The organism is Nostoc sp. UHCC 0870, assembly GCF_022063185.1.
GTDB lineage: Bacteria > Cyanobacteriota > Cyanobacteriia > Cyanobacteriales > Nostocaceae > Trichormus.
The window spans coordinates 2,408,713-2,421,667 of sequence record NZ_CP091913.1 but is presented as its reverse complement, the minus strand read 5'-3'; the positions used below and the strand labels follow the sequence as shown (position 1 = coordinate 2,421,667).

General features: G+C 44.3%; 9 protein-coding genes. 3 read left to right on the top strand and 6 right to left on the bottom strand.

Annotation, left to right across the window (positions count from 1 at the left end):
• Nucleotides 1-23: 23 nt before the first annotated feature.
• The 5 genes from L6494_RS10485 to L6494_RS10465 all read right to left on the bottom strand — a co-directional run bounded on the left by L6494_RS10485 (nucleotide 24) and on the right by L6494_RS10465 (nucleotide 7,055).
• Nucleotides 24-197, bottom strand: coding sequence for a hypothetical protein (locus tag L6494_RS10485; protein WP_237994535.1), 174 nt, complete (start codon nucleotides 195-197; stop codon nucleotides 24-26).
• A 63-nt stretch (nucleotides 198-260) separates the two neighbouring features.
• Nucleotides 261-1,244, bottom strand: a complete 984-nt coding sequence (locus L6494_RS10480; protein WP_237994532.1) for an alpha-ketoacid dehydrogenase subunit beta — start codon at nucleotides 1,242-1,244, stop codon at nucleotides 261-263.
• Nucleotides 1,245-1,524: 280 nt separating this feature from the next.
• On the bottom strand, nucleotides 1,525-1,815 hold the full coding sequence (locus L6494_RS10475; protein ID WP_237994530.1) for a helix-turn-helix domain-containing protein: 291 nt from the start codon (nucleotides 1,813-1,815) through the stop codon (nucleotides 1,525-1,527).
• 363 nt (nucleotides 1,816-2,178) lie between these two features.
• Nucleotides 2,179-3,141 (bottom strand): trypsin-like serine peptidase, encoded by a 963-nt coding sequence (locus tag L6494_RS10470; protein ID WP_237994527.1) that lies wholly within the window; start codon nucleotides 3,139-3,141, stop codon nucleotides 2,179-2,181.
• A 173-nt stretch (nucleotides 3,142-3,314) separates the two neighbouring features.
• Complete coding sequence (locus L6494_RS10465; protein WP_237994526.1) at nucleotides 3,315-7,055, bottom strand: CHAT domain-containing tetratricopeptide repeat protein; 3,741 nt, start codon at nucleotides 7,053-7,055, stop codon at nucleotides 3,315-3,317.
• A gap of 616 nt (nucleotides 7,056-7,671) precedes the next feature.
• Here L6494_RS10465 and L6494_RS10460 point away from each other — a divergent pair.
• Together L6494_RS10460 and L6494_RS10455 are read left to right on the top strand one after the other, a co-directional pair.
• The gene (locus L6494_RS10460) at nucleotides 7,672-7,845 is read left to right on the top strand and encodes an AbrB/MazE/SpoVT family DNA-binding domain-containing protein (RefSeq protein WP_237994525.1); all 174 of its coding nucleotides are present in this window, start codon (nucleotides 7,672-7,674) and stop codon (nucleotides 7,843-7,845) included.
• Between the two features lie 574 nt (nucleotides 7,846-8,419).
• Nucleotides 8,420-9,565 (top strand): transposase, encoded by a 1,146-nt coding sequence (locus L6494_RS10455; protein ID WP_237994524.1) that lies wholly within the window; start codon nucleotides 8,420-8,422, stop codon nucleotides 9,563-9,565.
• Between the two features lie 105 nt (nucleotides 9,566-9,670).
• Here L6494_RS10455 and hemB read toward each other — a convergent pair whose 3' ends face one another.
• Nucleotides 9,671-10,651 carry a porphobilinogen synthase gene (gene hemB, locus L6494_RS10450; protein ID WP_237994523.1) on the bottom strand — a complete coding sequence of 327 codons (981 nt, stop codon included), beginning with the start codon at nucleotides 10,649-10,651 and terminating at the stop codon, nucleotides 9,671-9,673.
• Between the two features lie 674 nt (nucleotides 10,652-11,325).
• On the opposite strand from hemB, the gene prfC reads away from it, so the two are divergent.
• The gene (prfC, locus tag L6494_RS10445) at nucleotides 11,326-12,954 is read left to right on the top strand and encodes a peptide chain release factor 3 (protein ID WP_237994522.1); all 1,629 of its coding nucleotides are present in this window, start codon (nucleotides 11,326-11,328) and stop codon (nucleotides 12,952-12,954) included.
• The last annotated feature ends 1 nt before the right edge of the window (nucleotide 12,955 follow it).

The following is a 12,955-nucleotide window of genomic DNA, read 5'->3' as shown; positions in this document are numbered from 1 at the left end:
ACGCTATAATAACGCTCTTTGCATCAGTTATGAGTATGAGTGCTGAGTGCTGTTAGCGGTAGCGCGGCGTTTAGCCGGTGCTGAGTGCTGAGTGAGGAGTTATGAGTTATGAGTGCTGAGTGAGGAGTGAGGAGTGCTGTTAGCGGTAGCGCGGCGTTTAGCCCGTGCTGAGTAGTCAGTAGTGAGTAGGTAGGCATTGTATTTTTCTCCCCCTACACCCCTACACCCCTACACCCCTACACCCCTACACCCCTACACCCCTACACCCGCATTGCTACCATTTTCTGCACGGCTTCCACAATTTGCTCTGGCTGAATAATCGTCAGACGTTCCAGCGCGCCGTTGTAAGGTGTGGGAATGTCTTGGGAGGATAATCTTAGCACTGGGGCATCCAGTTCATCAAATAGGCGATCGTTAATGGATGCGACTAATTCCGCACCAATACCGCCAGTTCGCATACATTCTTCTACCACAATGACGCGGTGGGTTTTCCGTATTGATGCACCAATGGTATCAAAATCTAATGGTTTGAGTGATATTAAATCAATTACTTCTGGGTCGTAACCTTGTTTTTCTAAAGGTTTCACAGCTTGCATCACATGATGACGCATCCGTGAGTAAGTTAAAATTGTGACATCCTTACCTTTGCGGACAACTTCTGCTTTATCTAAGGGAAGTACGTATTCTTCCTCTGGCAGATTTTCTTTTAAGTTGTAAAGTAAAACGTGTTCAAAGAACAATACTGGGTTATCGTCACGGATAGCAGCTTTTAGCAGTCCCTTAGCGTTGTAAGGGGTAGAACAAGCCACAATCTTCAATCCTGGGACGGCTTGGAAGTAAGCTTCTAGACGCTGGGAGTGTTCTGCACCTAGTTGTCTACCTACACCACCGGGGCCGCGAATCACCATTGGAATCTTAAAGTTACCGCCGGAAGTGTAACGCAACATCCCAGCGTTGTTAGAGATTTGGTTAAAGGCTAGGAGCAAAAAGCCCATGTTCATGCCTTCAATTATCGGACGTAACCCAGTCATTGCTGCGCCTACTGCTATACCAGTAAAGCTGTTTTCGGCGATGGGAGTGTCTAAAACTCTCAAGTCACCATATTTTTGGTGTAGGTCTTTGGTAACTTTGTAAGAGCCGCCATAGTGTCCTACGTCTTCACCAAGAACAAATACGCTGGAATCACGCGCCATTTCTTCATCAATGGCTTCCCGCAAAGCGTTGAAAAATAGTGTTTCTGCCATTTAGACCTTTTTTTACAACTATTGTTTTAGAATTTTATCGCGCTACCGCGACTAATATGGTGAGCGATCGCACTAGTTAGAGATCAGTTAGAAAAAGTTATCATCCAGCAATTATCTACTGTGAATTTGAGCTAAAGTTATCTACTTTTAGATAGACCTTGAAGAAACATAGGTGACAGGGGACAGGGGACAGGTGACAGTCAAGAGGAGAGAAGAGTGTTTATTTGATTTTTTGCTTGTGCGTCACCGTGCTAGTAGGACACTTTAAATTAGCAGGCTATCAGCTGCAAACTGGCGAATCAGTTACCTGTGCTACCTGATCTTCTGGAAAGCGTCTTGGCCTTCCTGGTTTACGCTTATGTCGTTGATTAATTGACTTTTCGCTAGCGATCGCCAATTCTTCCGGTGTACATTTAAATATACGTAACGCTTCCAAGTATTTTTTCGGGGTCATTGTGGGTTCAGTCCGCCCAGCTTCCCAATTGCGAACGCTAGTTTCACTGATTGCAAGCCTGAAGGCAACTTCTGCGCGGCTGATACCAGCACGCTCTCTCAGGACTTGCATATCCATATCTTATGCTCCCTTTGCAGAAATTAAAGTTTTTTGTTAAATCAATTGACATCATTTGTCAATTATTAAATTCAAAAGACTAAATTTATTATTTATATTTATTTTATAGGCGATCGCTGCACTCTTTTACAAACTCAGTCACTAATTTCTGTAACACCTCATACAAAACCTACTATTTCACCTCAACAATCGTAGGTTGGGAAACCCCTCTCCAAAGACGCGGAGCGGCTTCTCGCTAGAGTACCTCTCCCCTGCAAGGAGAGAGGCTTTGATTCCTGCTCCCCTTCCCTTGTAGGGAAGGGGTTGGGGGTTAGGTTTCAGAGAAAGTTGCACACGACGTTATTTATACAATAAGTCTAAGAATTAATTTCTCGCAAACAACCTATCCAAGAAATCAACCCTCACCGCCAGATTAATAATCCCCCGCCTTGTGCGTGAATCTGTAATTTCCGCATTATTCAACGCCACAATATAAGGCTCACCACCAATTAAGCCAATAATAGCTCCACCCGAAGAACCCCCAGTAGTATCGCAATTATGGAATAATACGCCCTGCTGCTCCTGAACAATACCGCATCCTGCTTGATATGAAGCAGTCCAACCCTGACCAGCAGACAAGAACTCATAGCCTTTTTTTCTAGTATCAGGGAAGTCACCAGAATAACCAACAAAGAAGAGTTTATCTTGATTTTTCAAGAAACTGGCAGTAGGTAGAGATTGCCAACCCAAATAACCATACTTACGACCAAGTGGCCTATCAATTACCATCACCGCCCAATCATTGATTTGATTACTGAGTTCATCCCCAGTAAAATCAGTACCATAAATGACACGCTCAACTACAGCGATATCCCTTCTATTAGAAACAACACCATTAATTAGATTAGGAAAAAACCGAATTTCTCGACTTAATTGATTGGTTCTAGAGTCAATCACACAATGAGCATTTGTTAAAACCAGATTTTCACTGATTAAAGTTCCCGTGCAATGATAATTTTTAAAATCAGTAGTTGTTCCCTGCACTCGCCCAATAGTTGACCAAGGATATTCTCTACTAATCATAGGAATACGGTCATCCCAACCAATAATTGCTCTGTCTGCTGGATAGGGTTTTTCTGATTGTTGCAGATTAGCAGGTTTGAAGGGCTTACTATTCCTTAATAGATTTAATTTACCTGCATCTTCGAGTTTAATAAATTCTGGTGCTTTCGTTTCTTTTGCTTGGACAGATACCCAACCGCCTAAAGTTGTAAAACTCAAAATTCCTGCGAGGAAGCAAGCGAAAATTACAGTCAAAGGTTTCTTATAGAAAGGCTTTTTAGTCATTTTTCAAACTCCTTAATTACAAATTCATTGGCAAAGTCATCGGATTATTACCCCACCCTAACCCTCCCCTTGGAAAGGGGAGGGAACTAGATTTTCCGGTTTCCCCCCTTTCTAAGGGGGGATTAAGGGGGGTAGTTCGACTTGTGTGTACACGGTAGCTGCCCCCTGCCTCTTCAGTCCCACGTTCCTTGGATGGTAAAAGCTGACCAAAAACGGGGGTGTTGCCATTGTTTTTGTTCCCATAATTTCAATTGCGCTTCCCTCAGAGCTACAGCAGGGGTTTTCCCTTCCCTCAAAATTTGGCTGTATAATTCCTGCATTAATAAAGATGTGGCTTGATCATTCACCTTCCACAAAGACACAACTATTCGGGCTGAACCTGCATACATTAGTCCTCTTGTCAATCCTATTAAGCCTTCCCCTTGGACTTCCTTACCCAGACCGCTTTCGCAAGCACTCAAGACAATTAACTCGGCGGGGAGGTCGAGGTTAAAAATATCGTTGAGGCGTAAGAAACCTTTTTGCGCTTTACCATCTTTATCTACTAGAGATGTGACAATACCTGATAATTCTGGGTTGGTGTCATCGAAAATCCCGTGAGTGGCGAATAATAACAGGCGATATTGACTTAGTTGTTGGCTTGTGACGAAGTTGTAGTTAGCATCAAAGTCAAAGGCTTGCAGACTTTCTTGAGGTGACACCATTTTCAACACCGCGTCAGCTTCTTGGCGCGTACCGGGAAGTCTATCTAAGCCACTACGATTAAGATTATTCAACGACCTTTTCAGGGCTGAACGTTCTAGTTCTAGGTCGAGGGATGCAGAAGTTTCCGGTGCTTTACCAGTAACGCGTGTATCATTAGCACTGAATACGGGGTCAGCCATAACCGCGAGGGTTTTGGGTGCGGGTTTACGTCCTTTGAGTTGTTGTCTGTGGGTAGCGAGGCTCGTAACTGATGGGAGAGTAATGATTTCATGGTTGACTAACAAAGGTTGGTAATTGACCCCTCCCCCAACCCCTCCCCGAAGCGGAGAGGGGAGTTTATTGTTCTCTTGCGCTTGCTTTTGCCCCTGCTCCTGCTCCTGCCCCTGCTCCTTCTCCTTCTCCTGCTCCCCCTTCCCTCGTAGGGAAGGGGGTTGGGGGGTTAGGTCAGCCAACACCGCAAATGGAATCTTATGCAAAACACCATCAGCCACCACCACTAAACGTTTTCTTCCCAACTTCCCAGCCACAGGCGCAAGGATAATTTGACTCAGTTCCTTTGCGGCTTTAGTTGTATCAGCAAAAGATTGGGCTTGTTCTTCTGGAGTTGCACCAGCAACAAGTGGACGTGTTAATTGTTGGTGTAAATTTCTCGCCGCTTTTTCTAGGAGTTCATTTCCTGGGAGTTCGTAAGTATTGAGAGAGTTGGGGGTGACTAACCATAGATAGCTGCGGTTTTTATCTAAGGAGTATTGCAATAATACGGTGTCTTTATCTAACTGTTGTTGAATTTGAGGTAAGGTAAGGGGTTGGGGATATTTCAGCGCAGCATATTCCGGGTTAGTAGTGCGGATTTTGTTTTTTAAATTTTCCTGTTGTTTGAGTAAAGCTGCAATTTGTTGTTTGGTGGCTGTTACTAGTTGGGTTGGTGGTTGTTTTTGACTGACTAGTTGTGATAGTTGTTGTTCTCTAGCATCAAGTAGCAAGTTTAAGCGGCGTTCTTCTGCGATGACTTTGGGGTCAACATTTTTACGGATATCGACGTTAGCTTGGGTTAACAGTTCTACTAAACCCCTAGCGCGGGAACGTTCACTGATGTGCAGTGCTAATGCGTCGTAGCCCTGGGATGGGTCTTTTTTGTGCAGTTGCATCAGCAGGTCGGTGTAGAATTTATAGTAATCTTGGACTGAGGCAAAGTAGGAAGTACGCAGTTTTTGGTCAATGATTTTGGTGCGTAAATCTTCAATGATGTCGATAGCCGCTTGAATATGTGTGTGGGCTTGTTCGAGGTTGCCTCTGTTGCGTTCTAAGTAAGCTAAGTTGAAAAGGGTGGTGGCTTCCCCTCCCCTGTCCCCCACTGCCCGTCTTAGGGGTAGGGCTTGGTTGTAGTATTTCAGTGCCTCTTGCTTTTCTCCTAAATCAGAGTAGACACTGCCAATATTGCTCAGGGTGGCGGCTTCCCCTCCCCTGTCCCCCACTGCTCGTAATAGGGGTAGGGCTTGGTTGTAGTATTTCAGTGCCTCTTGTTTTTCTCCTAAATCGTCGTAGAACAAGCCAATATTGCTGAGGGTGGCGGCTTCCCCTCCCCTGTCCTGCACTGCTCGTAATAGGGGTAGGGCTTGGTTGTAGTATTTCAGTGCTTCTTGCTTTTCTCCTAAATCGGCGTAGACTAAGCCAATATTATTGAGGATGGTAGCTTCCCCTCCCCTGTCCCTCACTGCCCGGTATAGGGGTAGGGCTTGGTTGTAGTATTTCAGTGCCTCTTGCTTTTCTCCTAAATCGGCGTAGACTAAGCCAATATTATTGAGGATGGTAGCTTCCCCTCCCCTGTCACTCACTGCCCGGAGTAGGGGTAGGGCTTGGTTGTAGTATTTCAGTGCTTCTTGCTTTTCTCCTAAATCGGCGTAGACTAAGCCAATATTATTTAGGGTGGTGGCTTCCCCTCCCCTGTCCTCCACTGCCCGTCTTAGGGGTAGGGCTTGGTTGTAGTATTTGAGGGCTTCTTGCTTTTCTCCTAAATCAGCGTAGACACTGCCAATATTATTGAGGGTAGTTGCTTCCACTCTCCTGTCACTCACTGCCCGGAGTAGGGGTAGGGCTTGGTTGTAGTATTTCAGTGCTTCTTGCTTTTCTCCTAAATCGGCGTAGACTAAGCCAATATTATTTAGGGTGGTGGCTTCCCCTCCCCTGTCCTCCACTGCCCGTCTTAGGGGTAGGGCTTGGTTGTAGTATTTCAGTGCTTCTTGCTTTTCTCCTAAATCAGCGTAGACACTGCCAATATTATTGAGGGTAGTTGCTTCCACTCTCCTGTCACTCACTGCCCGGAGTAGGGGTAGGGCTTGGTTGTAGTATTTCAGTGCTTCTTGCTTTTCTCCTAATGAGGAGTAGACATTGCCAATATTGTTGAGGGTGAGGGCTTGCCCTCCTCTGTCCTCCATTGCACGAAATAGGGGTAGGGCTTGGTTGTAGTATTTGAGTGCTTCTTGCTTTTCTCCTAATGAGGAGTAGACATTGCCAATACCAGTGAGGGTGAGGGCTTGCCATCCTCTGTCCTCCATTGCACGAAATAGGGGTAGGGCTTGGTTGTAGTATTTCAGTGCTTCTTGCTTTTCTCCTAATGAGGAGTAGACATTGCCAATATTGTTGAGGGTGGTGGCTTCCCATCCCCTGTCCCTCACTACCCGAAATAGGGGTAGGGCTTGGTTGTAGTATTTGAGGGCTTCTTGCTTTTCTCCTAATGAGGAGTAGACAGCACCAATACCTGTGAGGGTAGTGGCTTCCCCTCCCCTGTCCCCCACTGCCCGGTATAGGGGTAGGGCTTGGTTGTAGTATGTGAGTGCCTCTTGCTTTTCTCCTAAATCAGCGTAGACACGTCCAATACCAACAAGGGTAACGGCTTGCCAAGCTTTATCATCAACTTGCTGCCAAAGTTTTAAGACTTCTAACCATTTCTCTCTTGCCTGTCGCAGTGATTCTGCTGTCCCTTGTTGATAAAGTTGTACCCCCTCTTGTGTCAGTTTTAGCGCAGCAGCGCGAGTTGCATTTTGTTGTGTGTTTCCTGGTTGCTGTGCTATCTGCAACCTTTGATTTCTCTGGGTTGCCCCCACTGACTCCGATAGCAAAACGGCACTCAGCAAGAAAATTAAACCGTGGCGGGTGACTTTTGCTAGCCAGCACCAACATAACCCTTGAGACTTTACACTCCTCTCCATTCTTCAGCCTCACACCCTCAATCAGTGATTAGTTACAGCCCTATCCTGCCGATATTAATTCCCTCTGTTGGTAAAATATTTAATTGTCGCCAGTGATATTGCTGAAACTTTAATGTTGATTCTACTGGGTATCACTAGCGAACTCATCCGTGGTTGCAGTTTTGGTAACGGATTTTTTGGGGTGGGGAGTAGAAGAGGCAGGGGGGCAGGGGGCAAGGGAGCAGGGAGGAGGGTGATTCCGGTGAACTAAACTTGCTCAAATCTACATAGTTGATGTTGGGGCTAAAAACAACTTAAAACGTGATAAAATTCAAGTAATAATAAAAAAATATTTCATGTAGTTGCATATTTAATATCTCTTTTAGTAGTGTGTGTTAGAGGATGTTTGAAAAGTCTCTATTGGTGTAGCAAAACATTTCAGATCAGATCCCCCTAAATCCCCCTTAAAAAGGGGGACTTTGATTCTTGTTCCCCCCTTTTTAAGGGGGGTTAGGGGGGATTAACAAGTGTCTAAAATCATAGCAAACCACTTTTCAAACACGCTCTTAGTAACACACATTCTAAAGGTTTCTAAGTATATGTTGACAAATCAAATATCATTCCTATAGTAAACATTATGCAAACACATCCAATTATTAGAGTGACTGACGAAAAACAAATAACTTTACCACCAGAGATTCAATCTCAACTGCAACCTGGTGATGAATACCGAATAATTATTCAAGGCAATTCTATTGTTTTAGAAAAAATTACTCAATCAAATGTAAATTTAGATGATTTTCTCAAATAATTAGAAACTTTAGAACCTGATCCTAATCAACCCACAATGGAAGAAATAAGCCAAATTGTTAAGGAAGTTAGACAATAACTAAAAATCAAATATGAGTCCTATATGTTAAATAATGCAAAAATACTAGGACTGATTTCGTAGTAAGGACTTTAGTCCTTTTTTGTTCCCTGCGGGACGCTGCGCGTTCACGTAGTGTTCCGAAGGAAACGCGGAGCGTCTGGCAGAGAGAACTAAAGTTCTCACTACAAACCTTTAATTATTTACCCGGTTCTACTTAATCAGGAGTTACGCAAGTGTCACAATCGATGGTTGGTGCGTGACGCTATAAGTCTGATGACTACGTTCCAATACTTTCGCAGCGTCACACACCCTACATAAAAAATATGCCAGTTGCGTAAGTCCTATTAATTACGAATTACGTTAGCGGGGCGGGACGTTAGTCCATTACGAATTGTACTAAGAGACGCTGTATTACGAGAGTGATGCGTAAAGCCCCCGTGTGTTTAACCGGGGGATATAAGCGAACAGGACAAATTCATTTGTCCTTATCTTACAGATATTGTAAGATACAGTCATGTCAGAACTAACCTTAACATTAAAACTACCTTTTTATCGACTAAATCAAGTAAAAGCCCTTGAGCTTGAAAGGCTAACTACCATCAATACTCAAGTGGCTAACGACTTGCTTTTAATCGATAAAAAAGAACGTGCTAAGTTGACCAGTTCTGCCTTTCGCCATGTAGAAATAGGTTCAGCTTGGATTAACCAAACTATTCGTAATACAAACGCAAAAACAAAAGTCAAGCGATTTAAGCGAGTTTGGCTAGAAACTAATAATCAAAATTTCGAGATATCTAAGCAAGGCAATTTCTACACCGTTGCTTTCAATTTATTGAGAGGACGGAAAGGGCGGATACCTCTATCTATTCACCAAGGTTCGCATACTGATGTTTTAGATAAAGTGATTTCGGGAGAGGCTAAATTAGGTTCTCTCAAGTTATACAAATCTAAAAAAGGAATTTGGTATGCACTGATTAGTGTGTCAATGCAAGTTGCTGTACCACAATTAGTCAAAGGCTGGATGGGAGTAGACAGAGGACAAACAAATATTGCTGTGGCGGCACTGCCTAATGGTTTTGGTAAGTTTTGGCGGGGCGGACGAGTTAAGGGACTAAGAAGACAGTTTCAACGCACTCGCCGCAAGTTACAACAAGCCAAACAGCTGAAGGAAGTGAAACGACTAGAGCAACGTGAAAGACGTATCATGACCCATATTAACCATGTGATTTCAAAGCAGTTGGTGCAGTTCGCCAGTGACTTTGGAATGGGGTTGCGGTTTGAAGATTTGTCTGGGTGTCGTCAGACAATGAAGCAGAAACAGAAAACTAAATCTGACGCTGCAAACAACCGCGATACATGGGCGTTCTATCAGCTGGAATTTTTCACTCGATACAAAGCAATTCGTGCGGGTGTACCCGTTGAATCCATACCTGCCCCATACACTAGTAAAACTGACCACCGCAACGGAGTGCTGGGTGTGAGGAATGGGAATTGGTTTAGAGGCTATGACGGGTATAGGTGTAATGCTGATTTTAATGCGGCCAGTAATATAGGTCAGTGGATAGGTTTGTCATGCCCTCTGGGTCTTCAGGAAGCTGTATCTGCAATGGGTACAGTCGATGCAGAGGGTGGGGTCAATGACAGTCCCCTATTAGTGTGAACTGTCCAAGTGGGTGGATTTATCCCTCACTTGGACAACCGCTAGAATCGCCGTCAATTTATTGCGGCGAGTGTCAAAACGTCTCTCACAAGGATAAATCGTAGCTTATCGCAACCATCTAGCTGCATCTTTGGCGTGGTAGGTTAATATCAAGTCTGCACCAGCACGTTTGAAACTGGTTAAGGTTTCCATGACTACACGCTCTTCATCAATCCAACCATTCAAAGCCGCAGCTTTGACCATTGAATATTCACCAGAAACGTTGTAAGCAGCTACAGGTAAGTTACAGGCTTCTTTCACACGCCAGATGATATCCATGTATGCTAAGGCTGGCTTGACCATGAGCATATCCGCACCTTCGGCAATGTCTAGCTCAATTTCTTTAATCGCCTCACGCGCGTTACCGGGGTCCATTTGGTAGGTTCTTCTGTCGCCAAATTGGGGTGTTGAATCGGCTGCATCTCTAAATGGCCCATAGTAAGCCGAAGCATACTTAGCAGCATAGGACAAAATGGGGGTGTCTTGGAATCCTGCTTCATCTAAAGCAACACGAATTGCTTGGACAAAGCCATCCATCATCCCGGAGGGCGCGATAATGTCAGCACCTGCTTGAGCTTGGGAAACGGCTGTCTTTTTCAGTAGCTCTAAAGTGGGGTCGTTGAGAACTCTTCCTGTCAAGTCACCAACTTGCAGATAACCGCAGTGTCCATGACTGGTGTATTCACACAAACAAGTGTCGGCAATGACAATCAAATCCGGTACTGCTGATTTTACTGCTGTGGCTGCTTTCTGGACAATGCCGCAATCATGCCAAGCACCGGTTGCATCTGTGTCTTTGTCGGCAGGAATACCAAATAAAATGATGGCGGGAATGCCTAAGTCATAAACTTCTTTGGCTTCTTCGACAATTTTATCTACGGAAAGTTGGTACACTCCAGGCATTGATTTGACTTCTTTGGCAATGCTCTCGCCTGGTACAGCAAATAAGGGGTAGATTAAATCATTTGTTGTGATTACGGTTTCTCGTACCATCCGGCGCAGTTGGGGATGGGTACGCAGACGGCGGGGGCGATGGGTGGGAAACATAAATTTCTGTGAAAAAGTAGGAATATAATGGACACAAGATAAACCGTCACAAAAGTCAGATAAAACTCTGTTATTGTCGGACAGACTACAGACAGTGCTTAACTGTCCTTTGCCCTACTCCTGATCAAGCTGTGGGGCAATTTTGTATTCTACAGGAGGCAGAAGCATTTGAGATTTTGGATTGAGTATTCAAAATCTAATGTGGTTGATGTCTGTTTCCAGCATGAGGATATAGCGGTTCTCGCTTTAGTGAGGTAGAAGAACCCCACCCCCAACCCCCTCCCCGCAAGCGAGGAGGGGGCTATGATATGCCTCATGTCATTAGGAAAGGCTATAAACAAATCTTTGATTTTGTCTTTTGAAAATATGAATTAACGTTCAATCTTACTATTATAAATTCTCAATTTTTTGGGAAGTTTTATGATAATTTTTATTAAAAGTTTCTCTTGCGGTTGTTTAGGTGTAAATTTAAACGCAAAGTGGCGCGGAGGTATTCGCAAAGGTGCGCTGAGAGTTTTTTGTGAGTTTGTGGCAGTAGTTGGAATGTTACGGTTGCATAAATACTTTTAAATTTTGCATTATTTGTGATGAGCTTCGTTGTTTTAAGATGAAGGGACTCGCTAAAGTAGAAAAAATTAAGTTAAGTAACGTAACAAGGAACTCAATAAAATACTATGTCAACTGAACTTCAGACGGAGCTTAGTCAAGCAGTTGAACTTCGCCGCAATTTTGCGATTATCTCTCACCCTGATGCTGGTAAAACTACTCTGACGGAAAAGCTACTACTGTACGGGGGCGCAATTCATGAGGCGGGTGCTGTTAAGGCTCGTCGGGCGCAACGTAAGGCGACTTCTGACTGGATGGCGATGGAGCAACAACGGGGTATTTCTATTACCTCTACAGTATTGCAGTTTGAATATAAAGACTGCCAAATTAATTTACTTGATACGCCGGGACACCAAGATTTCAGTGAAGATACTTATCGGACTCTGGCGGCGGCTGATAATGCTGTGATGTTAATTGATGTGGCTAAAGGTCTTGAACCCCAAACACGGAAATTATTTGAGGTTTGTAAACTGCGAGGTTTACCAATCTTTACATTTATTAACAAGTTGGATCGTCCGGGTAGAGAACCACTGGAACTGTTGGATGAAATTGAGCAAGAGTTGGGTTTGCAAACTTATGCAGTCAACTGGCCGATTGGGATGGGCGATCGCTTTAAAGGTGTTTTTGACAGACATCAGCAACAAATTCACCTATTTGAACGCAGCGCACACGGCAGTAAAGAAGCCCGCGATACTACTGTAGACTTGGGCGACCCCAAAGTTGAGGAACTACTGGAACAGGATTTGTACTACCAACTCAAAAATGATTTAGAACTATTAGAAGGGGTAGGGCCAGAACTAGATTTAGATTTGATCCATCAAGGAAAAATGACCCCAGTTTTCTTTGGTAGCGCAATGACAAACTTTGGGGTAGAGTTATTTCTAAAGAACTTCCTCGACTACGCGCTTAAACCAGGTGTCCATACAAGTAGCCTCGGCGAAGTACCCCCCACTTATCCAGAATTTTCAGGGTTCGTTTTCAAACTGCAAGCCAACATGGACCCAAAACATCGCGATCGCGTTGCTTTTATCCGGGTCTGCACTGGTAAGTTTGAAAAAGATATGACAGTTAATCATGCTCGCACTGGCAAAGTAGTACGGTTATCAAGACCGCAAAAACTCTTTGCTCAAGAACGCGAATCCATTGATACGGCTTATCCAGGTGATGTAATCGGTTTAAATAATCCAGGTGTTTTTGCGATCGGCGATACAATTTATACGGGGCAAAAGCTGGAATATGAAGGGATTCCGTATTTTTCACCAGAACTTTTTGCGTCTCTTCGCAATCCCAACCCCTCGAAGTTTAAGCAATTCCAAAAGGGCATCTCCGAATTGCGAGAAGAGGGTGCAGTCCAGATTATGTATTCAAATGATGAAGCTAAACGCGACCCCATTATGGCAGCTGTGGGTCAGCTACAGTTCGAGGTGGTGCAGTTTCGCTTACAAAACGAGTATGGTGTAGAAACCCTGCTGGAACTACTACCCTACAGCGTCGCTCGTTGGGTAGAAGGTGGCTGGGAAGCCTTGAATAAGGTGGGACGTATATTTAACACGACCACAGTCAAAGACAGCATGGGTCGCCCAGTTTTACTGTTCCGCAATGAATGGAACTGTCAACAGTTACAGGGAGATCATCCAGAGTTGAAACTCAGCGCGATCGCCCCAGTGTTTTCTAGTCAAAAAGTAGAGGAAGAGTAAG

Coding starts and splice junctions, on each gene's coding strand:
- L6494_RS10485 (WP_237994535.1), bottom strand. CDS start 197: ATGCCTACCTACTCACTACTGACTACTCAGCACGGGCTAAACGCCGCG.
- L6494_RS10480 (WP_237994532.1), bottom strand. CDS start 1,244: ATGGCAGAAACACTATTTTTCAACGCTTTGCGGGAAGCCATTGATGAA.
- L6494_RS10475 (WP_237994530.1), bottom strand. CDS start 1,815: ATGGATATGCAAGTCCTGAGAGAGCGTGCTGGTATCAGCCGCGCAGAA.
- L6494_RS10470 (WP_237994527.1), bottom strand. CDS start 3,141: ATGACTAAAAAGCCTTTCTATAAGAAACCTTTGACTGTAATTTTCGCT.
- L6494_RS10465 (WP_237994526.1), bottom strand. CDS start 7,055: ATGGAGAGGAGTGTAAAGTCTCAAGGGTTATGTTGGTGCTGGCTAGCA.
- L6494_RS10460 (WP_237994525.1), top strand. CDS start 7,672: ATGCAAACACATCCAATTATTAGAGTGACTGACGAAAAACAAATAACT.
- L6494_RS10455 (WP_237994524.1), top strand. CDS start 8,420: ATGTCAGAACTAACCTTAACATTAAAACTACCTTTTTATCGACTAAAT.
- hemB (WP_237994523.1), bottom strand. CDS start 10,651: ATGTTTCCCACCCATCGCCCCCGCCGTCTGCGTACCCATCCCCAACTG.
- prfC (WP_237994522.1), top strand. CDS start 11,326: ATGTCAACTGAACTTCAGACGGAGCTTAGTCAAGCAGTTGAACTTCGC.